Origin of the sequence: Nocardia miyunensis NBRC 108239 (assembly GCF_001613065.1) — a bacterium.
Classification (GTDB): Bacteria; Actinomycetota; Actinomycetes; order Mycobacteriales; family Mycobacteriaceae; genus Nocardia; species Nocardia miyunensis.
In genome coordinates this window covers 32,253-53,524 of sequence record NZ_BDBQ01000037.1, presented here as the reverse complement: position 1 = coordinate 53,524, position 21,272 = coordinate 32,253, and the positions used below count along the sequence as shown (strand labels likewise).

20 protein-coding genes are annotated in these 21,272 nt (G+C 66.6%); 8 read left to right on the top strand and 12 right to left on the bottom strand.

Going from position 1 to position 21,272, the window contains the following annotated elements; all coding sequences use genetic code 11:
* Window positions 1-160: 160 nt before the first annotated feature.
* The 3 genes from NM2_RS15675 to NM2_RS15665 all read right to left on the bottom strand — a co-directional run bounded on the left by NM2_RS15675 (window position 161) and on the right by NM2_RS15665 (window position 3,271).
* Complete coding sequence (locus NM2_RS15675) at window positions 161-1,078, bottom strand: CE1 family esterase (RefSeq protein ID WP_157121114.1); 918 nt, start codon at window positions 1,076-1,078, stop codon at window positions 161-163.
* 123 nt (window positions 1,079-1,201) lie between these two features.
* On the bottom strand, window positions 1,202-2,116 hold the full coding sequence (locus NM2_RS15670) for an EamA family transporter (protein WP_218025921.1): 915 nt from the start codon (window positions 2,114-2,116) through the stop codon (window positions 1,202-1,204).
* Window positions 2,117-2,362: 246 nt separating this feature from the next.
* A complete protein-coding gene (locus NM2_RS15665; RefSeq protein ID WP_067669174.1) occupies window positions 2,363-3,271 on the bottom strand; it encodes a LysR family transcriptional regulator in 909 nt (302 codons plus the stop codon).
* Between the two features lie 93 nt (window positions 3,272-3,364).
* Here NM2_RS15665 and NM2_RS15660 point away from each other — a divergent pair, with 93 nt between their 5' ends.
* Genes NM2_RS15660 through NM2_RS15640 form a run of 5 tightly spaced genes read left to right on the top strand, consistent with a single transcriptional unit; the run spans window position 3,365 to window position 7,470 of the window.
* A complete protein-coding gene (locus NM2_RS15660; RefSeq protein ID WP_067669172.1) occupies window positions 3,365-4,120 on the top strand; it encodes an amino acid ABC transporter ATP-binding protein in 756 nt (251 codons plus the stop codon).
* Window positions 4,121-4,174: 54 nt separating this feature from the next.
* Window positions 4,175-5,122 carry a glutamate ABC transporter substrate-binding protein gene (locus NM2_RS15655; RefSeq protein ID WP_067669170.1) on the top strand — a complete coding sequence of 316 codons (948 nt, stop codon included), beginning with the start codon at window positions 4,175-4,177 and terminating at the stop codon, window positions 5,120-5,122.
* 59 nt (window positions 5,123-5,181) lie between these two features.
* Window positions 5,182-5,811 (top strand): amino acid ABC transporter permease, encoded by a 630-nt coding sequence (locus NM2_RS15650; protein ID WP_218025920.1) that lies wholly within the window; start codon window positions 5,182-5,184, stop codon window positions 5,809-5,811.
* Window positions 5,808-6,644, top strand: a complete 837-nt coding sequence (locus tag NM2_RS15645) for an amino acid ABC transporter permease (protein WP_067669169.1) — start codon at window positions 5,808-5,810, stop codon at window positions 6,642-6,644. Before NM2_RS15650 ends, NM2_RS15645 begins: the two co-directional genes overlap by 4 nt.
* Before the next feature lie 55 nt (window positions 6,645-6,699).
* Window positions 6,700-7,470 carry a class II glutamine amidotransferase gene (locus NM2_RS15640; RefSeq protein WP_067669167.1) on the top strand — a complete coding sequence of 257 codons (771 nt, stop codon included), beginning with the start codon at window positions 6,700-6,702 and terminating at the stop codon, window positions 7,468-7,470.
* Here the strand turns inward: NM2_RS15640 and NM2_RS15635 are convergent.
* The 3 genes from NM2_RS15635 to NM2_RS15625 form a co-directional block, all read right to left on the bottom strand.
* Window positions 7,451-8,335, bottom strand: a complete 885-nt coding sequence (locus tag NM2_RS15635; RefSeq protein WP_067669166.1) for an alpha/beta fold hydrolase — start codon at window positions 8,333-8,335, stop codon at window positions 7,451-7,453. The two genes, NM2_RS15640 and NM2_RS15635, sit on opposite strands and share 20 nt — an antisense overlap.
* A gap of 115 nt (window positions 8,336-8,450) precedes the next feature.
* Window positions 8,451-9,266 carry an NADPH-dependent oxidoreductase gene (locus NM2_RS15630; protein ID WP_067669164.1) on the bottom strand — a complete coding sequence of 272 codons (816 nt, stop codon included), beginning with the start codon at window positions 9,264-9,266 and terminating at the stop codon, window positions 8,451-8,453.
* A 225-nt stretch (window positions 9,267-9,491) separates the two neighbouring features.
* On the bottom strand, window positions 9,492-10,364 hold the full coding sequence (locus NM2_RS15625) for an aldo/keto reductase family oxidoreductase (protein ID WP_067669163.1): 873 nt from the start codon (window positions 10,362-10,364) through the stop codon (window positions 9,492-9,494).
* A 133-nt stretch (window positions 10,365-10,497) separates the two neighbouring features.
* On the opposite strand from NM2_RS15625, the gene NM2_RS15620 reads away from it, so the two are divergent.
* Window positions 10,498-10,935 (top strand): winged helix-turn-helix transcriptional regulator, encoded by a 438-nt coding sequence (locus NM2_RS15620; RefSeq protein WP_067669360.1) that lies wholly within the window; start codon window positions 10,498-10,500, stop codon window positions 10,933-10,935.
* A 166-nt stretch (window positions 10,936-11,101) separates the two neighbouring features.
* On the opposite strand, the gene NM2_RS15615 is transcribed toward NM2_RS15620, so the two are convergent.
* A complete protein-coding gene (locus tag NM2_RS15615) occupies window positions 11,102-12,013 on the bottom strand; it encodes a LysR family transcriptional regulator (protein ID WP_067669161.1) in 912 nt (303 codons plus the stop codon).
* Window positions 12,014-12,093: 80 nt separating this feature from the next.
* Here NM2_RS15615 and NM2_RS15610 point away from each other — a divergent pair, with 80 nt between their 5' ends.
* Window positions 12,094-13,314: an MFS transporter gene (locus NM2_RS15610; RefSeq protein ID WP_084531042.1), complete on the top strand. Its 1,221-nt coding sequence runs from the start codon at window positions 12,094-12,096 to the stop codon at window positions 13,312-13,314.
* 145 nt (window positions 13,315-13,459) lie between these two features.
* Here NM2_RS15610 and NM2_RS15605 read toward each other — a convergent pair whose 3' ends face one another.
* Window positions 13,460-14,506, bottom strand: coding sequence for an aldo/keto reductase (locus NM2_RS15605; RefSeq protein WP_067669159.1), 1,047 nt, complete (start codon window positions 14,504-14,506; stop codon window positions 13,460-13,462).
* Between the two features lie 72 nt (window positions 14,507-14,578).
* Between NM2_RS15605 and NM2_RS15600 the strand changes: the two genes are divergently transcribed.
* On the top strand, window positions 14,579-15,115 hold the full coding sequence (locus NM2_RS15600; RefSeq protein ID WP_067669157.1) for a TetR/AcrR family transcriptional regulator: 537 nt from the start codon (window positions 14,579-14,581) through the stop codon (window positions 15,113-15,115).
* A gap of 94 nt (window positions 15,116-15,209) precedes the next feature.
* Here NM2_RS15600 and NM2_RS15595 read toward each other — a convergent pair whose 3' ends face one another.
* From NM2_RS15595 to NM2_RS15580, 4 genes are all read right to left on the bottom strand, one after another.
* On the bottom strand, window positions 15,210-16,355 hold the full coding sequence (locus NM2_RS15595) for an alpha/beta hydrolase (protein WP_157121113.1): 1,146 nt from the start codon (window positions 16,353-16,355) through the stop codon (window positions 15,210-15,212).
* A 467-nt stretch (window positions 16,356-16,822) separates the two neighbouring features.
* The gene (locus NM2_RS15590) at window positions 16,823-17,446 is read right to left on the bottom strand and encodes a 2'-5' RNA ligase family protein (protein WP_157121112.1); all 624 of its coding nucleotides are present in this window, start codon (window positions 17,444-17,446) and stop codon (window positions 16,823-16,825) included.
* Between the two features lie 5 nt (window positions 17,447-17,451).
* Complete coding sequence (locus NM2_RS15585) at window positions 17,452-18,732, bottom strand: helix-turn-helix domain-containing protein (RefSeq protein ID WP_067669150.1); 1,281 nt, start codon at window positions 18,730-18,732, stop codon at window positions 17,452-17,454.
* Between the two features lie 1,073 nt (window positions 18,733-19,805).
* A complete protein-coding gene (locus NM2_RS15580) occupies window positions 19,806-21,272 on the bottom strand; it encodes a dihydroorotase (protein WP_067669148.1) in 1,467 nt (488 codons plus the stop codon).

Here is a 21,272-nt window from a genome sequence, read left to right as displayed (position 1 = left end):
CCATCGAAAGGCCTCCGCCGTCGATCCCGGTCACGCCCCCAGACCCGTGAACCAAGATTGCCGAACCTGCTCAACCGGTTACGTCCGACTATCGATGGACTGATTCTCGACCAAATGCTCTGGACCGTCAGCGGTCTCGATCGGCATGAGTCGAAAGTCGCTATGACCCGGTCAGCGGATGAGCGGTGAAGAACTGCCACATCACCTGTGTCGCGGAGATCGTCTGCGTGGTGCTGCCCGGCCCGCTCCGGCTCGTCGCCCCTGGCCAGGTGTGCCCGCCGCCGTCGATGCGGTAGTGCTGAACCGTGCTGTGGCCGCGGCAACCGGTCCACCGCTCGCCGACGACGTCATTGCGCTGGAAGAACCGGGCGGGGCCGACGGTGCAGCCGTCGCGGCCGGCCCAGCCCGCGAGCCAGTCCGGGATAGAGGGCAGGCGGCGCCGCGGATTGCCGTTGTAGGGGATGGCGGGATCGGCGGTTCCGTGGAAGTCCAGCACCGGAATGGGTCGTCGGGGCGCGCAGGGCGCGCCCGTGCGATAGAAGGCGCCGGCGTCCGGCGCTATGGCCGCGAATGTGGTCGACATGCGGCAGCCCAGTATGCCGACAAACCCTGCGCCATTGGACTTTCCGGTAGCGTAGATGCGATTCGAATCCACGCACAGCTGCCGCCGCGTCATATCGATGAGGTCGTGACTGAACAGCACATCGTCGACGCCGGGCGCGGAATACGGTGCGCCCTGCCATCCGAGTTCACCCTTACCGGTGTCGGTGCCCTGCGGATATTCGATGATCGCGGGCAGCGCGTCCAGGTTCGAGTAGTTCTCGATCATCCGGTCCGTCTGGGCGCGGCCATGGAAGGCGATGATGAGCGGAAAAGAGTGTCCCGCAACATATCCCGCTGGCACATGCAGCAGATAACTCCGGTTCCGGCCACCGGAGGTGAGCGACAGTCCGACCGTGGTTCCGGGCACGGTCGGAGGCAGGGCGGAACACCCCGGCGCGGCGGGAGCCGCCGATGCCCGCGGTGCGCAGGTGAGGCCAGCCAGCGCGGCGAGCACCGCGAGGAGGCGCACGAGCATCGTCATAGCTCTATTTCGCGGCATCGTCGGCCGTCGCAACCCCTCCTCGCCCATCAAATAATCTAATCACTCGGTCACCGACAGGACAATGGCGGCGCGATTCAGGACGCCGGACAATCGCGCTCAGAACAAATAGAGCGTGACTATCCCCGCCGCCACACAGATCGACATCACGATGCGTGCCGACCCGAATTTCTCGCCGAACATGAGCGTTCCGATGAGCGCCCCGACGACGATACTGGATTCACGAAGAGCGGCGACGGTGGCCAATTCGGCTCGCGTCTGGGCCCAGAGCACCAAACCGTAGGCGCAGATGCTCAATGCCCCGCCGATCACACCGATATGCCATACCGGAGAAATCGCCCGGACGAGTCCGCGCTGTTTCCACATCAGGGCCGCGGCCGGTATCAACACCGACTGGAGGAGCATCAACCAGCCGACGTAACCCCAGGTGTTGTGTGCGAGACGAACACCGAAGCCGTCGACCGCCGTATACCCCGCGATCAGAAGTCCGGTACCCGCGGCCGCGCACACCGTAGCCGCCCGGGTCGGCTGCGTGCGACGTCCCCGCAGCACGAGTGTCCCCAGCCCGCCCGAGATGAGCGCCACCCCGATGATCTGTCCCGCCGATGGCATCCGAACAGCGGCGATGGCGACCACGATGGTGACGACGAGCGGTGATGTACCGCGAGCGATGGGATATGCCTGGCTGAAATCGCCCATTCGGTAGGACAGCATCAACAATCCGTAATAGGCGATGTGCAATACCACCGATGCGGCCATGAATCCCCAGCAGCGGCCGCTCGGCACACCGGCGATCACGACGATCGGAACGGCACACAGCAGACATCCGATATTCACCAGGGTGATCGAGGCGAGTTTATCGGGAATGCGATGTGCGATCGCATTCCAGGCCGCATGCGCACACGCCGCCACGAGGACACCGAGCAATACCCCCACCGGCACACTGCCGGACGTGAGATGTTTCGCCGACTCCAGGCCGGAAGACATCGCCGACGGGCTGATACGAAATCTCACCCTGCAGGCCTCCTGTGCGTTGGTCCTGATGATCAGGACAGCATTCGGAAACCTCAGGGCTTTTATCCCGTCAGTTGTCGCACCGCACCGGGGCGGTGCGATACGTGGCGTCGCTCGGTCCAGACTCGCCGACCCTGATCACCCGGGACGGCGACGGAACCCTAGACGCAATCTCGTCGAATGACTCTAGCAGCCCCGATCTCCCGAAGTTCATGGGGCCCAACGTGACTGAAGTCACCACCCTGGTCAGCGTGCGACAGCCGGTTCCAACGCGTTCGCCGCCGACCCGAGCGCGGACAGCATCGCGGAAACCTGCGCCGACCGCGTCAGATCCGGCCACAGCATCGCGTAGATGCGACGCGTGGGCCAGCCGCGCAGTGGCCGGGCAACGACCTGCGGATGCGTGTGCGCGGCGATGCCCAGTTCGTTCATGATGGCCAGCCCGATCCGGTGCGCCACCAGGGAATGAATGGTGAGCTGATCATCCGATGTCGCCGCGATCCTCGGGGTGAAACCGGCCTCCCGGCACGCCGCCAGGAAGCGCGTGCGGACGGTCTCCAGGATCCAGCGCTCCCCCGCGAGTTCGGCGAGCGAGACCGAGGCCGCGTTCGCCGCGGGATGATCGGCGGGCAGCAGGACGCAACGATGGTCGCTCAGCAGCGGAATGCGTTGCAGCCGTGGATCGGGCGGATTCTCCGCATCGTCCAGATCGCAGACCACCGCGAGGTCCACCTCGCCGCTGAGCACCAGCCGATGCGAGATCGCGCACTCGGTCTGGGTCACCACGACCTCGAGTTCGGGATGGGTGCGCCGCAGCCTGGCCAGCGCCGAGGGCACCAGGCCGACGCAGCCGCTCTGGAAGGCGGACATCCGCACCTGCCCCCCACCCTCCGACACCAGGGAGGCCAGTTCGTTCTGCGCGGTACGCAGGGTGGCGAGGACGGTCTCGGCGTGCCGGGCAAGTGCCGCGCCGACGGGCGTCAGGCGCACCCGGCGTCCGTAGCGGCTCGTAAGTGGCGCTCCGACAGCGCGTTCCAGGGTTCGCATCTGATAGCTGACGGCGGGCTGGGTGTATCCCAGTGCCTCCGCCGCGGCGGTGAAGGTGCCGCTGCGGGCGACCTCGACCAGGACCTGAAGCTGCCGCGGGTCATACATCGGCCCAGGCTAAGTGGATTCATAAACAAATTCCACACGAAGGCGACGAAACCTTCATTGGACCAATGGTTCCCGGCTCGTCATGCTTTTTCCATGCCTGCCGATTCCGCATCACACCCGCTGCTTCGCCTCGCCGCAGTCGACAAATCGTTCGGGGCGCATCAGGTGCTCCACGGCATCGATCTCGAGGTGCGCGCCGGTGAGGTGGTCGTACTGCTCGGCGCTTCCGGCTCCGGTAAATCGACACTGATCCGCTGCGTCAACCGACTGGAGACGATCGACTCCGGGGAGATCCTGCTGGACGGCGTCCCGGTTCCCTCGGAGGGCCGGGAGCTGGCGCGGATGCGGGCGCAGGTGGGCATGGTTTTCCAGTCCTTCAACCTGTTCGGACACAAGACGGTACTGGAGAACATCACCCTGGCCCCGGTACGCGTGAGGGGCGTACCGGTACGCCGGGCCCAGGAACGAGCACACGAACTACTGGCCCGAGTCGGCCTGGCCGACAAGGCATCCGCGTATCCAGCGCAACTGTCCGGCGGCCAGCAGCAGCGCGTGGCGATCGCCCGAGCGCTGGCCATGGACCCGCGGGTACTCCTGTTCGACGAGCCGACCTCCGCCCTGGACCCCGAGATGACCAACGAGGTCCTGGACGTGATGAGCGAACTGGCGGCCGAGGGCATGACGATGCTCGTGGTCACCCACGAGATGGGCTTCGCAAGCCGCGTCGCGGACCGGGTGGTGTTCCTCGACGCCGGGCGGATCGTGGAATCCGCACCGCCGCAGGACTTCTTCGCCGGGCCACGCACCGATCGCGCTCGTGACTTCCTCTCCAAGATCCTCACGCACTGAATTCTTCACCCGCTGAACATATTTCGCCTGCCGAACCATCGAAAGAGCACACCCATGAGCACATCCGTGCCGCGCCGCGCCCTGCCTGCCGCGATCCTCGCCACCGCCACCGCCCTGCTGATGACCGCCTGCGGAGCCTCGTCACTGCCCGCCGCCAACGGATCCGGCGGTACCTCGGATTCCGGTGCCTACCAACGCATACTCGACAAGGCGCCGGTCGCCGACCCCGCGCAGATCCCCGAGGGCAGCCTGATGGCGACGATCAAGGCCCGCGGACAACTCATCGTGGGCGGCACCGATACCGCGGCGGTGTTCTCCCTCACCGACCCGATGACCGGCAAGACGACCGGCTTCGACGCCGGACTGGCGGCGATGCTCGCCAAGTACATCACCGGCAAGACCGACGTGAAGTTGACCCAGGTTCAGGTCGCCAACCGGGAGGCGCTGCTCCAGAACGGCGCTGTGGACACCGTTTTCGCGACCTACACCATCACCCCCAAGCGCGCCCAGATCGTCGCCTTCGCCGGTCCGTACTACTCCTCCGGCGATGCGATCCTGACGAAGAAGGCCGACAACTCGATCAGCAAGGTGTCCGATCTCAACGGCAGGAAGGTCTGCACCGAGTCCAGTTCCACTGCGGCCCAGGACATCAAGGAGCACGCGCCCTCGGCCGAGCTGGTCCTGTTCGACACCAATTCCGAGTGCGTGCAGGCCGTCCAGCAGGGCCGCGCCGATGCGTACGTGCTGGACCAGGCGATTCTGCTCGGCGACGCGTACCGGGAGCCGGACAAGGTGAAGGTGGTCGGCGAACCCTTCACCACCGAGCCCTACGGCATCGGCCTGGCGCTGAGCCACCCGGAGATGAAGACCTTCGTGAACGACTGGCTGAAGAAGATCGAGGCGGACGGCGAGTGGGCGGCCCTGTGGCAGGCCACCGTCGGCGCGATCGTGCCCGGCCCCGCCCCCGCGCCGCCGGCCATCGGCTCGGCGCAGGGCAGCTGACCGACGAAACCCGTTCCGGCGCAAGGCGGAACAGAACGAAGCGGAAAGGAAGACCCGAGGTGATATGGGCGGATCTGGGCCCGGCCCTGGAACGAACGCTCGGCCTGATGGTACTGACCTATCTGGGTGCACTCGCGCTCGGCATAGTCCTGGCGATATGCCGAATCGGTCCCGTGCCGCCACTGCGCGCCGCGGCCACGACGTACGTCACGGTTTTCCGCAACGTGCCCCTATTGGTGTTGCTGGTGCTGTTCACCTTCGGTCTGCCCACCGTGGGACTGCTCGTCCCGCTCTACTACAACGCCGCGCTGGCGATGGCGCTGTACTGGGCCGCCTTCGTCTGCGAAGTGGTGCGCAGCGGCGTGCGGACCGTGCCGCGCGGGCAGGTGGAAGCCGCCCGCGCGCTGGGCATGTCCCTCGGCCAGTGCCTGCGGCTGATCATCCTGCCGCAGGCACTGCGCACGATGGTCCAACCGCTGGCCAACATATTCATCGGATCTGCCCTGGCCACCGCGTTGGCCGCCGCGGCCGGGGTCTCCGAACTGACGTTCTGGTATCAGCAGCAGGCCAATCAGGCCGGTAGTCCGCTGACCTCCTTCGTGGTGGTCGGGGCGATCTACGTGGTGATCGCGCTGGCCGCGGGGCTCATCGCCGGCCGGATCGAGGAAAGGGTGGCGATTCACCGATGACCACACTCGCAACCGAACGCAAGCGGCCGCACGTGCGCGAATCCCGCTCCGACGACACGCTTTTCGACGCACCGGGGCCTCGGGGACGCCGCCGGATCCGGATCGCCACGGCGGTCGCGACGATCCTGCTGATCGCGTTGGCCGCGTTCGTGATTCACCAGTTCGCCGCGCACGGCCAGCTCTCGGCCGACCAGTGGCGGGTGTACACCCTCGCCCCGATCGTCCGATACCTGCTGACCGGGGCCGCGAACACCCTGCTGGTCACCGCCGTCGCCGCGGTGCTGGCATTCCCGCTCGGCGGCGCACTCGCTCTGATGCGGTTGAGCCGCAACGTTTTACCGCGTGGGATCTCGCGCACCGTCACCGAACTGCTGCGCGCGACACCGCTTCTGCTGCTGCTCTATCTGTTCCTGTTCGGCCTGCCCCGGCTGGGCATCGGGTTGCCGCCGTTCTGGCAGTTGGTGATTCCCATCGTGCTGACCAACGCCGCCGTGGTCGCCGAGCTCGTCCGGGCGGGCGTGGCGGCGCTGGATCCCGGACAGGGCGAGGCCGCGGAGAGCCTCGGCTTCACCCGCTGGCAGTCGATGCGCTATGTCGTTCTGCCGCAAGCGATTCGGCGACTCGTCCCAGCGTTGGTCAGTCAGCTGGTTCGGCTGCTCAAGGACTCCACGCTCGGCTATGTGGTCAGTTTCCTGGAACTGCTGCACCGCGCACAGGTACTCGGCGAATACGAGCACACCGTGCTGTCCGCCTATCTGGTCACCGCCGCGGTGTTCATCGTGGTCAACGCGTCGCTGGCCAAATTCGCGGACACGCTCGAACGTCGTGTCTAGATTTCCCCCGCGCCGGGCGATCGCCCGGTGCCACCCGAACGAAAGGTCCTGGCGAATGTGTCGTCTGCTCGGCGTGGTCACCCGCGTCCCCCGACCACTGACCGAGGCACTCGACGGTCTGCTCGAGCCGTTCACCGCGCTGTCCCGCGAGCACGCCGACGGCTGGGGTATCGCCGCGCGCAGCGGACGCGAGCAGATCATCACGCGCGGAACCGATTCCGCCCATGCCAGCCCGTCCTACCGGGCCGCCACCGAGGCGGTCGCGGACGCGGCCCTGCTGCATCTTCGCCTCGCCTCACCGGGCTCGCCGATCCGGCCCGGCAACACCCATCCGTTCGTCGCGGGCACACTCGCCTTCGCACACAACGGCTTCTTCTCCCCGCGAGAGGCGCTGGACGATCTGATCGAACCCGAACTCCTGGCCGGTGCCACCGGTGACACCGATTCGGAACGCTTCTTCCTGCGGGTGCTCAGCCGACTGCGCAGCGAGAACACCGACCCCGTCGACGCCATCGCCCACACCGCGGCCGACATCCAGGCCCGCGCCACCTTCGGCAGCCTCAACTGCCTGCTGCTCACCGAGGGCGCGCTCTACGCGTACGCGCAGGAGGATCCCGAATCGGAGGTGAGTCGGCGCCGCGGCCCCGAGTTCTTCCGCATGCACTACCGCATCGGACCCATCGGCGCGGTGGTCACCTCGAACGGGGTAGCCACCGGCCGGGAGTGGGAGACGTTGCCGTACGGGCGAATTCTGGAAATCCGGCGTAGCGACCTCCGGGTCTCCACGCACGCCGTCACCACCGGGCTCAGCCGAATTGATCGATGATTCCGGCCAATTCGACCGGGCGGTCGCCCTGTACGGAATGGCCCGCGCCCTCGACGGTGACCACCTGCGCGTCGGGTTGGCGGCGGCGGAGTTCCGCGACGTCGGCGTCGTCGACCACCGGCGAGCGGGAACCTCGGACCAGGAGCAGCGGCATCCGCAACGCGGACAGGTCGTTCCACAGACCGCTGAAGTCGAACCGGGCCTCGGCGGTCGGGCGCAACCGGTCGTAGCGCCACTCCCAGCGGCCGTCCGGACGCGGGCGCGCGTTGTGCAGCACACCCCGCCGCAGCGATGACGGCGAGCGGCCCGGATTGTGGGCGACAGTGCGTTCCAGGATCTCCTCGAAGCTCGCGAAATCCGCCGGGCCGTTGACGAAAGCGGTGATGGCGGCGGTCTTGCCGGGAGCGTCACCGGCGCCGGGCGTGACGTCGACGAGCATCAGCCGCGATACCTGCGACGGATTCCCTGCGGCGAGTCGCAGCGCCGTGAGGCCGCCCAGCGACATGCCGACGACGGTCTTCGCGGCTGCAGCCAGTTCGGTAAGGGCCGCAGCGACGGCCTCGGCGAGTCGCGCCGGGGTGTAATCGTGCTCGGGCCACCAGTCCGAATGACCGTGACCGGGCAGATCCACCGCGAGCAGCGGACGTCGCAGAGCCAGCGCCACGGTATCCCAGGTATGCGCGTTCTGCGCACCACCGTGCAGCAGCACCAGCTCCGGATCCCCTTCTCCCCACTGCAATGCGCTCACCCGCCGCCCCGGCGCGATCCGCGCCGCCCGACGCCGCACCACGGGCGGCCCGGTCCAGGCCAGCCCCGCCTCCGCCGCATTGTCCTGGAACATTCCGAATTCGTCGTAGTCCGGCATATCGACAGTATGCCCACCGCGTCCGACGCGCACTGTCACGACCACCTCCGAATCGGTTGAGTAGCACCATATTCCGAGCTGCCCAGCGTCAAATCCCGAGCCGGGCCGCACTGCATCACTGCGACGGAAGACCCTGCCGAGTCAGATGTTCGCGAAGCAGGTGACGCCCCTTCAGACTGCCGCGATTCCCGAGTCGCTGGAGAACCGGCGTGATCCAACCGGTGGTGCGGGCGTGTTCGGCGTTGTACTCCGCGAGGCGGGCGTCGTAGTCGCCGATCACGGCGTCGCCGCCGTCGTCGTAGACCTCGTGATGCAGCACGGCCCGCTGTGGCAGCCGCGGTTTCACCCCGGCCGATTCGGTCGGATCGGGAACACCCACCGCCAGGCCGAAGGTCGCGAACACTCGATCCGGCAGGTGCAGTTCCGCGGCCACCCGGTCGGGCGCATTGCGGATGGCGCCCACGAATACCGCTCCCAGACCTAGGGATTCGGCAGCGATCACCGCGTTCTGCGCGGCGAGCGAGGCGTCGACGAAACCGAGGATGGTCGACTCGAGGTACTGCGTCGCGTCCAACGGCGCCTGCTGGGCCGCCGCGAGCCGCGCGGCACGGCCGAGATCGGCGAGCCACACTAGAAACAGCGGCGCCCGGCGGATGAAATCCTGATCGCCCGCCAGTTTCGCCAGCCGGTTGCGTCGTGCGGCATCACGCACCGCGACCACGCTCCACGCCTGCAGATTCGACGACGTCGACGCGGACTGAGCCGCCGCGACGATGGCCGTCAGCTCGTCGTCGCCGACCGGTGCGTCCAGGAACGCACGGACCGACCGATGAGCCAACTGCAATTCGATGGTGGCATTGGTCCGCGACAGAACGGTGAGTTCTGGATCGCGATAACGCTTACTGACAGGATGCGGGCTCGTGACGGTCACCCACTCAGTCTCGCCCGCAGAGCGAAGACGTTGCCACAGTTCCGATCACCGTGCGCGGATCCTCCGGGGCCATCGGGACAAGTCCGAGGCGGCGTCCCGCAACGAATTCGGTTGAGCTGCTCGGCGTTCGGCAGTCGCCCCTCGGGGAACCCGATCTCGTCACCGGTACGAGACTCGCCGAGCTGCATCTGACCCACCGCATTCCCGATGCCTCCCGTTGGCTGGTCAGCGGCCGATGCTGTCCAGTTCGGCCACGTCCTCGTCGGAGAGGGAGAGGCCGGCGCCGGCGATGTTCTCGCGCAGATGCGCCGTCGATGATGTGCCGGGGATGAGCAGGATGTTCGGGGAGCGCTGCAGTAGCCAGGCCAGTGCGACGGACATCGGTGCTACCCGCAGTCGGTTGGCGACTCCCGAGAGCGCCGCGGACTGCAGCGGCGTGAAGCCTCCGAGGGGGAAGAACGGTACATAGGCGATGCCGTCGGCGGTGAGTCGGTCGATGAGGTCGTCGTCGTGGCGGTGGGCGAGGTTGTACATGTTCTGTACGCACACGATCTGTCCGATGCTCCGGGCCTCGGCGACCTGCTCGGTGGTGACGTTGCTGACCCCGAGATGGCGGATCAGACCCTTCTGCCGCAGGTCGACGAGCGTCCCGAGCGCCTCGGCGAGCGAGCCGGGCTGGGGGCCTTCGGCATCGCCCATCCGCATGTTGACCAGGTCGAGTACCTCGACGCCCAGGGACTGGAGGTTCTCGTGGACCTGCTTGCGCAGGTCTTCGGGGCGCCGGGCTGTGGGCCATCCGCCCTGCGCGTCACGGTTCGCCCCCACCTTGGTGGCGATGAACAACGACCGCGGATAGGGGTGCAGGGCTTCGCGGATCAGCTCGTTGGTTACCTGTGGCCCGTAAGCGGCGCTGGTGTCGATGTGGGTGATCCCGGCCTCGACCGCCTCGCGCAGCACCGCCAGGGCACCGTTGTGGTCGGCGGGCGGCCCCATGACCCACGGGCCCGCGAGCTGCATCGCGCCGTAGCCGAAGCGGGTGACGGTCGAGTCGCCCAGGGCCCAGGTGCCGCCGGGAAGTGAAGTGGAGGATGCGTTCATCGTGGTTCGTTCTGCTCCCTGATCAGCGGGTGGCGCGTGTCGCCACCTCGGATCATCATTGGGGAGTTACTTCCTATCCGGAAGTAGGCACTCCAAGGTGCGTAACTCACTCTCAGGAACAGGTGTGATCAGGTTGGGTACGACAAACGCCGCTCAGAAACGAGCGCAGGCCAAGGTGGAGTACAACGCGTTCTTGGCGGCATGCCCCAGCCGCCAGCTGCTCGACCGGATCTCGGACAAGTGGGTTGTCCTTGTTCTGTGCGCGCTCGGGGGCGACGCTTCCGGCCAGCCTGATACGGCAGGCGTTGCCACGGCGATGCGCTACTCCGAGATTTCGCGCCTGCTGGCGGGCGTCAGCCAGAAGATGTTGACCCAGACATTGCGGTCGCTGGAACGCGATGGCCTGATCACCCGCACCGTGACCCCAACCGTCCCCGTCACCGTCTCCTACGCGATGACCGACCTCGGCCGCTCCCTCCATCACCTGACCCGCGGACTCAGATCGTGGGCGCAGAGCCACATGGACGAAGTCCACACCCACCGCGCGACCTACGACGCTCGCGTCTCGTAACCAACACCTCGAACCGTCGGATACCACCACACCCTCGATTGCGAGGAGCCCCCAATCGCGAGCAGCCTACGGTCGTGAGATGGACCACGGCAGGGCGGCAGAGCAATCCGAGCGATGAATGCCGCTGCCCTCCCGCGACATTCGGACGTTCCTGTGCCAGAAACACTCAGATGCGATCGGCCGAACTCTCGGTGTAGTCGCGGAACAGCCGGACCGCAGGCGGCAGCGGCCGATCCGCCGACCACACCAGGCCGATCTCCCGGAAAGCCGCTGGCTGCAACGGGATCTCGACCGTGCCCGGATTGGGCAGCGGTTCGGACTCCGGAAGTATCGCGACGCCGAGATGGGCGGCGACCATACCCCGCAACGTGTCCGCCTCCTCCCCTTCGAACGAGATCCGCGGCGTGCAGCCCGCCTGAGCGAGCAGATCGTCGATGATGCGGCGGAGGCCGAAACCCGGCTTGAGCGAGACGAATTCGGATTCGGCGAGTTCGATGAGTCGGACCCGCGCGCGGGAGGCGAGCGGATGTCCCGTCGGAACCACCGCTACCAGAGGCTGTTTCGCGAGAGCGGAGACCTCGAAGCCGGGATCGTCGACCGGCAGCGGCGCGGTGAGGACCAGATCCGCTTCACCCACACTCAACAGCTGCAACAGGTCCTCGCTCGCACCCTGCACGAGGGTGAATCGGATGCCCGGATGGTCGGCGCGGAACCCGGCCAGCAGTTCGGGGACGCGCACACCTCCCATGGTGTGCAGGAAGGCCAGCGAGACGTGCCCCTGCTCCGGATCAGCCTCGGAGAGCGCGGCCCGCAGACCCAACCGCAGCTCACCCGACGCCCGCCGAGCCGATTCGGCCAGCTGCTGTCCCGCATGGGTCAGCCGGATGCCCCGGCCGACGCGGCTGACCACGGGAGTGCCCAGGTTCTCGGCCAGCTCGGTGAGCCAGCGGCTCGCGGTGGGTTGCGGGACGCCGACGAGCGCGGCCGCGCGAGTGAGGTTGCTCTCATCGACCAGGGCGTCCAGCAGCGCCAGACGTGGCGCCAGGGACAGCAGGTTCACGGTCAGTGCGTCGTCCATCGAAATAATCCACCAATGGATGGTTGGAGGGATTTCTGCGTATTGGACGAATAATATGCCACTACTTACGGTCCTAACACGTGAGAAGTTCGCCTGCCCAGTCCACCGCGCTTCAGCATCTGCACGGGACCCCCGGTTTCCGCCGCATCACCCTGGCGCTGTTCGCGTCCGGACTGGCGACTTTCACGACCCTCTACTGTGTGCAGGCGCTGCTGCCCGCGCTGAGTACGCGATTCGGGCTGACACCGGCCGAGTCGAGCCTGGCCGTCTCGCTGGGTACGGCCGGACTGGCCGTGGGCGTGATCCCGCTGACGGCGCTGTCCGGCGTGGTCGGACGCACATCCATGATGACCGCCTCCCTGTTCGCCGCCGCGGTGCTCGGGATCGCGCAGGCATTCAGCCCGACCTTCGCGGTCCTGTTGATCCTGCGCGCACTCCAGGGGCTCGCCCTGGCCGGACTGCAAGCCACCGCGATGTCCTACCTCGCCGAGGAAATCGACCGCCGCTCACTGGGATTCGCGATGGGCCTGTATATCGCGGGCAACGGCATCGGCGGGATGGCGGGCCGCCTGATCGCGAGTTTCGTTCTGGACCTGTCGAATTGGCGATGGGCGTTGGCGGTGGTCGGCGTCCTGGCGCTGTTGTGCGCGGTGGTGTTCCGGATCAATATCGTGCCGTCGGCGCATTTCGTCCAGAGTCCGCCGCGGGTGCGGCATCTGGCCGGAGCTGTGGGACGTGCCTTCACCGATTCCGGTCTGGTCCGGCTGTTCGCCTGCGGCTTCCTGTTGATGGGCTGCTTCGTGACGGTGTACAACTACCTGGGTTTCCGGCTGTTGCGCCCGCCGTTCGCGCTGGCCCCGGTCGTGGTCGGGCTGATCTTCGTGGTGTATCTGGCCGGTTCGGTGTCCTCCACCGTCGCCGGCCGTCTGGTCGACATGCTCGGACGCCCGCGCATGCTGCCCGTCACCGCGCTGATCACCCTCGCCGGTATCGCCCTGATGCTCCCGTCGAACATCGTGTTCGTCGTGATCGGCCTCATCGTCACCACGACCGGTTTCTTCGCCGCCCACTCGGTGGCCAGCGGCTGGGTCGGCCCGCGCGCGGCGACCCTGAACGTCCAGGGCCCCGCGGTCTACCTGTTCTGCTATTACCTCGGGTCGAGCATCGGCGGGTCCCTCGGCGGCCTCGCCTATGGCGCGAACGGCTGGTCCGGCGTCACGATCTACGTCGGCGCACTCGTGCTCGGAGTGCTGATCCTGGCGTTCACCCTCCGCAAACTCCCCCAGGCCCAACCCCGTTAGTTCACGCAATCCGTTGCAGTACAACAGATTACGCAATGCCGCTGAGCTCGCATCCACGCAGATGTACGCTGGCGCGCCCTGCGAGACGTACATCCGTAGCAATGGAATCGGAGGATCGCTCCGGAGAACGGCGAAGAAGCGTTGATCAGATGACGGGGACAGCGGAAGGTTCGAGCAGTGTGCGAGCGCCGTCGAGGCCGTGACTCAGCGCGGCCGCGACGTCCTCGTGCGGAGTTCCCAGGCGTACCGCGCTGACCTCGTCCAGATGTTCGTAGTGCTGGTCGCTGAGTTCGAGGTGGACCGACCTGAGGTATTCCTCCAGATGTGCCGGGGAGCGCGGGCCGACGATCGGGATCAATGCCGTCCGCGCGAGTGCGGCCCGGCGACGCAGCCAGGCCAGGGAGACCTGGACTGCGCTGGCGCCGACCTCGTCGGCGATAGCCAGCACGGCGTTGACGACGGCGGTGCGCTGTGCGGTGCCCTCGATCGCGTCGCCACGAGCGCTGAGCCGCCCCTGCCCGCCCTGCCGGTACTTGCCGGTGAGCAGCCCTCCCGCCAACGGGGAGTACAGGACCACGCCCAGACCGTGGGCCTGTGCCATCGGCAGCAACTCCCGCTCGGCGGAACGTTCGGCCAGGCTGTATTCGGTCTCGATGCCGACCACCGGGGCCAGACCACGCAGGTCCGCCCGGACCGCGGCGCCGGCGACCCGCCAGGCCGGGAAGTTGGACAGCCCGCCGTGCAGGATCTTGCCTGCGCGGATCAGGTCGTCGAACCCGGCCAGGATCTCCTCGATCGGGGTGGTTCCGTCGGGAAAATGCGGCATGAAGACGTCCACGTAGTCGGTGTTCAGACGGCGCAGACTGTCCTCCAGTGAACGGACCATGATCTTGCGGCCGTTGCCGGTGGTGCCGGGGCGGGGATGAGCCTGTCTGGTCCCGGTGTACTTGGTGATCACCACGAAGTCGTCGCGTTGGCCCGCGAGTAGCCCACCGAGCACGGTTTCGGCCTGCCCGTCCTGGTAGAGGTTGGACGTGTCGAACGTGGTGCCGCCGGCCCCGACGAAGGCATCGAAGATCTGCCGCGAGCCCTCGGGACCGGCGCCGGCGTCCGAGGTGGCGAAGTTCGCCGTCCCCAGCGCGTACTCCGACACTCGCAGTCCGGTCAGTCGCCCGAAGGTCTGGTAACGCATGGCGGCTCCTGAAACTTGGTGTTGCGCGGTAGACTCACGACAGTACCAAAAAAATCGAGGGGTCACTCTTTTATGCCAAAGGTCAGCCAATCACACCTCGACGCCCGTCGTCAGCAGATCGTGGACGCCGCCCGCGCCCGGTTCGCCAGCCACGGCTTCGCCCGCACGTCCATGGCCGACATCGTCACCGAGTCCGGGCTCTCCAACGGAGCCATCTACCGATACTTCACCAGTAAGGACGAGATCGTCGTCGCGGTATGCGAGCAGGCGGGTGACGCGCTGCCGCAGGCACTCACGGTCGAGGCCGTCGACGGCTTCCTCCAACACGTGCGCGCGCTGGCCCGGGAGACGGACCACGCTCGGCTGGTAGCCCAGATCTACGCCGAAGCAGCTGTGTCACCGCCGCTGGCGGCCGTTGTCCGACAACAGCTCGCCGCCATGCGGGCCGCGGTCGCCGAGCTGGTACCCGAACGCCGACGCCGAGACGCCGGACAGATCGCCGAAGCGTTCGTGGCCCTCTGCAGCAGTTACAACCAGCAGCTGGCCGTCCGCGGCGACGTAGACCACGCGCCTTTCACCGCAGCATTGATGGCGATCCTCGAGGGATAGCCGATATCTGAACTACCGGAACCCTTTTCGCGCCGACCACTCGCCTGCGGTGTCCAGGCCGCGATGCACCGAGGCCGGGCGCTCGGACGACCGGTCACCGCGTGCCGGGGCATTGCATGCCGGACGGGCACAGGTAGGTCGCGTTCTCGTGGGCGATAGTTCTGGCCTGCTTCATGAGCGGCTCGCCCGTCGACGGCCTGAGATTGTCGCCGAGCCAGCCGAAGACGGTGGGGTACATCGCCTGCCAGGTGCCCCAGTTGTGCCCGCCGTCGCGCAGGATCACCGGAGCCGCGACTCGGGTGGGCGTGCGGGCGGCCTCGAACAGGGCGCGGGCGTTGGCGAGGCTGCTGGACGGATCGTTCGTACTGGTGGCCACCATGATCGATACCGCTGTGCCGCGAGCGGCCAGCTGGGTCGGATCGTTCGCCGCGCGCACCACCGGATCGTCGATGACCGCGGGATCGCCGTGGAAGTCGTCGGGGCTCAGGGCGAGCCCGGTGGCGAACGTCTTCGGATATTGCAGCGGCAGTTTCGCCGCACAGTAACCACCGGTGGAATCACCGGCCAGCGCCCAGCCCTTCGCATCCGTGCGAACCCGGAAGTGGCGGTTGATCATTCGCGGGACGTCGCGTGCCAACCAGGTCGCGGTCTGAGCGCCGCCGGGAACGTTGATGCAGTCGGTATTGCTGCCCGGATTGATGCGCGGCATCACCAGTATCGCGGGCGGCAACGTCCCGTCGCGCATCAACGCCCCGAGCAGTTCGGGGGCGCGGCCACCCCTGACCCACGCCAGCGGGCTGCCCGGAACACCGTGCAGCAGCATGATCACCGGGAACCGGTGGTCACGGTGGGCGGCCTGCGCGTATTGCGGTGGCGTCCAGACCAATACCTCACCGGTGAGCCCGGATTCCGGCCCTTGATAGTCGGCTTCGACCAACCGGTCCCCCAGATCACGGAAGGCCACCGGCGCGTCGACGGTGGTGTCGGCAGCCGTCACCACCGGCACCTGCGTCCGCCCCAGCAGATCGTTCCACGAGGTGTACAGACCGTTGGCGTCGTTGACCCACACCGCCACGGAAACCACTGCGGCGCACTGACAGCACACGATCATCGACAGCCGCGTCAGCCACCGCACCGCGCGGGGCCCGCGCAGTCGATTCCATCCCACCAGGGTGACGCCCACTGCCACGACCGCCGTGACGACGACCGTGTAGAAGAACGCGTCGCCGGTCAAACTCAACACCACAAGCCTCGCATCGTGCACTAGGGCTGCCCCGCTTCGGCTGCTGATTGTCGGGAGTGGACAGCGGCCCGCATACTACCGCCCACGACGGGCACCACCGGCCGCCGATCCCGCTCAACACCGAACCCCGGTGACGCACAACAACCCTCACATCCCGGATGCTCCGCGAGGGTCGTCGCCACGGCCGCCGCGATACGTGCGCCCAGCTCGTGATGAAACCCGTTGCGCCACAACGTACACGGTGACTCCCAGCGCATCGAGAGAGGCCGCCGCGGCCAGCAACGCCTCGGCGGCGGTCTGGACATCGGGCACATAGACCGCGTTCGGCGGCGAACACGGTCTCTATTCGCTGTCTACTGATGACCCCATGCCCCGCAGCCGCCCTGACCTTCTGCCGCACAACACATTCCAGCCGAACTCCTGGAACGCGCGAGCAGGCGATCCCACCGGCCGACCACTGCCGGCTAATACCCCAACAGCACGCTGGCGACTTCGGCCCACTCGTACTGGTGGTGATCACGGTTGAGCTCGATCAGCGAGACCGCCGAGATGTGCTCCGACACAAGCAACTGGTCCAGATTCGCTCGGACGATCAGTTGCTGCAGTTCGGATATCGAGCGCTCCCCCGTGGAGTAAGCGAGCGACAGATGCGCCCCGAAACGGTCGTCCCGCTCCGGCACATTGTCGACGCCCCACACGTCCCCGATAGCGCATTGAAGATCTGCGCGCACCTGGACCAGCTCCGGTGCCGTGACCGCAAGCCCGATCGTCTCCCGATCGGCGGCCGGTAGCCCGAACGTCGCATCGAACGAATCGCGCCGACGCAGATATTTCGCTGCGGCCGCGACGATCTGCTCGACGTCGGCCCGGGAAACCTCATCCGTGAACCCGAGTCCCTGCAACGTGATGTGCAGCCACTGCCGAGGCACAGGCTGCATAGTCGAGATCTGCTGGAGCACAGGAGCGAATCGATCCACGAGCTCATGGACCGGCGAGTTCTCCCCGAACGTCACATGCCAGGTGTAGAACGATCTGCCCAGACGCCAACCAGGACGCCACCACCAATGATCACGGGTCGAATCAGACACGCTCCCTATTCTCCACTGGCCTGCGCAGCCAATGCGGGCAGTCCATCGAGATCGGCACGGAACTCGGCCGCGATCTCGCCGATCTCCAGCGCCGCCGCAGACGTTTGCGCCATCTCCTGCGCGAGCCCGGCGATTTCATCGATGCGCTGCACCAATGGGCCCATTCGATGTTCCGAAGGTGTCATCTCCACCACCTCGGCGAGATGCACTGCGGCCATGTCGATGTCGCCCAGTGTGAGGTAAGCCTTGATCTGCTGGCATCGGACCATCCGCTCCGAACCCAGATTCCGCAGCACCGGAACGGTCCGCTGGAAGCCGTCGATGGCGGTGGCGGCGTACTCGATGGACTTCGCGGCATCACCGTTCATCAGAGCCGCGTCTGCCCAATACCCTCCAGCCCGCTCGAGGGAGCAGGTGAACGGGCCCGCGAGGGTGTCCGGCTGTGGGGTGTCCGCCAGGCGATCCGCGGTCTCCAACGCCATCTGCAGTGCCGCGTTCGACCCTGCAGCGTTCCCCACTCTGGCCTGGTCGATCGCAAGCGCACTGGCCGAGATCAGCGCCGCCGTACCGGTCTGGGCGTACGCAAGGCCAGCGGTAGCCGCCTCGATGGCGTCGTAGTAGTCACCGCGCCACGATGCTGCGGTGTTCCGTGCGGCGCAGATCCAGCCCCTGAGCGCGTCGTCCTCGGTGTTGTCCGCCAATGCCCATGCAGCGCGCAGATGCCGGTCCGCGACATCCGCACGACCGAGGTCTGTGGTCATCCAGCCGAGGATCGTCATCGACCATCCTGCGATCCCGTACAGCTCCGCCGCTTGACTCGGCCGCTGTCTGCCTCGAAGCAGTTCCAGCGCGCTGTCGCGGGTTTCCACCACGCGGCGGAACAACGGCAGAGTCGGCGACTTTAGGTATTCCCTTGTCGCCCAACGCAGGTTGCTACGCAGATCCGCAATCGTCAATGGTCCCACGTTGCTCGCCTCCGCCCACGAGAGGGCAGCGGCCGAATCATCGGCGGTAGCGACAAGCATGTCAACCGGATCGGTGACCTGCGCCGCATTCGGGTGGGCGATGGCGGTCCAAAATCGCGTCTGGACATCTTCGGGCGCGCTCTCCAACAACTCGTGCAGTAGGCGTTTGTTCGCGGCACGCACGGTGTTGGTCTGACCGGACTCCCAGAGCTGAAGCGTCCGTTTCGTCACTCCCACGGCGCGGGCGAATTCCAGTGGACTCCGACGGGTCGCCTCGCGCAACGCGCGAATCTGCTCGGGTGTCCACTCGACGCCAACCATAAGGCTGCTCCCTCGCTATGAGTGGGTTCGCATCCAAAAACTACCTGCTTCTAGCCACTTTCGCGCCGTTTCTGCACTGTTATTGCCCGATCTGGAACATGCACGCTGAGATCAGCTCCCGATGCCGGGATGCACTGTCCTGCACGGGAACCCTCGGCATCGGGAGAGTCCAACGACCCCACAACCCCGAAGGTTCCGATGCTGACGACATCGCTCCTGATCGGTCTCACCGCTGCCCTCGCGGCCCTCGCCATCGCCGCGTACTCGCTACCTGTATCCCGCCCAAGAGACTCGAAACGCCTAGCAGCCCAGTCAGATACCAGTGTGTGGGTTGCCGGGTGGCCCGTTGAAGCCCCCAAGGCGCCGTTCACCGTCGCGCAAGCACACCAGGTGATGCAATCGCATCGGGCATGCCGCCGTGTCGAGTGCTCGCGTAAGGACGCTGCCTGGATGACGCTCGTCGACGCGGGGCGCATTCGTCCCGCTTGGGATTCCATGCGGCACTCTCCCGGACATCGGCGGTGACGGCATGGGTTCCACAGAGATAGCCGCAGACGACAAGTGGTGTGATTGGTGCGGCAAGGAAATTCGGATATTGCGCAGATGCGACGGTCGCGTATTCTGTTGTGCCGCATGCGTTGACGCGTATTGCGCCGGAGACGAGTTGCCGACGCTGATCGAGCTGCCGCGCCGAGCCGGGCAAGGTCGAGACGGCTTCCCTCACCGCGAGCCGCCCGCATGACCGACGACCTCCCCCACCGGACACCGGGCGAATCCGGGTTTCCCCGCTACCCCACAACGCTGCCGTCCGCAGCCCTGCTGATCCGTGTTGCGGAGGGGCTCGACGAGTGGGCGAAGGGCGAACAAGACGCAGTGACACCGAAACCCGAATAACTCCAGCACAATTCAGAAACAACAAGTAATCACTATCGCTTCCGCGTGCACGGCATGCCTCGTCATCCCAGCCATCGCGCGGTTACGGTGAAACTATGACGCGAGGACACGCACAAGCGAATTCATGATCCCCGGCCGGACGTTCCCCTCATGAACGTCCGGCCTGGGACATCACAGTGTCAGCGGGTGGCCGGACGCCGCACGTAACGACCCGTCGGCTCGCCGATCACCTTGCCGTCGGCGAAGATTCGCGCACCGCGCAGGAAGGTGTCGGTTACCGTGGAGCCGACCTCGAGACCGCGGAACGGGCTGTACTCCTGGGTAGATTCGGAGTCCTCGGGGCGCACGGTCCACGAGCGGTCCGGATCGACCAGCGCGATGTCGGCATCGAAACCGGGGGCGATATCGCCCTTGGTGTGCAGGCCGTAGCGTTGCGCGGGATTCCACGCGGTCAGCTCGGCGACCTGCCGCATCGACAGGCCGCGCTTGCGACCCTCGCCGACCAGACCGGCCAGCAGGTATTCCGTGCCGCCGAATCCGGACTTGGCGGCGAAGATGTCCGTGGGGTCGTCGCCGAACTTGGTGGCCTCCTTACAGCACGCGTGGTCCGAGACCACCCAGCTGATGTCACCGGCGAGCAGATGCTCCCACAGGGCCTCGACGTCCTCCCGGGGCCGCAGCGGCGGGTTGACCTTGCCGCCGATGCCGTCCGCGGTGGTGATGTCGGTGAGCAGGTGCCCGATGGTGACCTCACGCCGGAAGTCAACGTGCGGAAAGGTTTTCGCCATCAACATGGCGGCCTCGAGCGCCTTGGCCGAGGACAGGTGCAGCAGGTTGATATTCGGCAACTGCGTCTCGTGCGCCAGATACGAGGCGATGGTGACCGCGAGGCCCTCCGAATGCGGCGGCCGCGACGCGCTGTACGCCTCGAGCCCGGACAGCTTGCCTTCCTGCTGCACGATCTTCGTGTACGCGGTCATGATCTCGGCCGTCTCGCAGTGCAGTGACAGCGAGATCGAGTCGGCGAACTCCGGGAAGCGCTCGCGCGCCGCCTGCACCCCGCGCATGACGAATTCGAAGTGCGCGATGTCGTAACGCTCACCTTCGGGAATCATCAGGAAGGAGTTCTGGTCGTTGGAGGCCCCGTGCAGACCATGGCTGCCGTAGAACATGAAGATCTTGAACGAGGTCACGCCGTGCTCGCTGATCAGTTCCGGAATCTCCGCGATATGCGAGGACTGCATGGGTGCGAGATGAAAAGCGTAGTCCACGAAGGACTTTCCCTCTGATGCGGCGAGCACCTCGGGGAACACCTCGGAATAGTCGCCACCCCGGTTGAGGTAGTACTGCCCGGTGCGCATGTAGGTCAGCGAGGTGGTCACCCCGCCCTGCGCGCAGGCGCGGCTCTCGGTGCGGGTGTCCTCGTCCAGTGGGTTGTAGATGCCCCAGTGCTGGTGGGCGTCGACCACGCCGGGGAACGCGAATTTGCCGCCGCCGTCCACGACCTCGCGGGCCGCCGAGGCGTCGAGGTCCGGCCCGACTTCGGTGACCTTCCCGTCGCTCACCGCGATATCCGCGAGCGGGGTGTCGTCCACCCCGGGACGGACGACGCGCACATTGCGGATGATCAGATCGTGGTTGGTCAT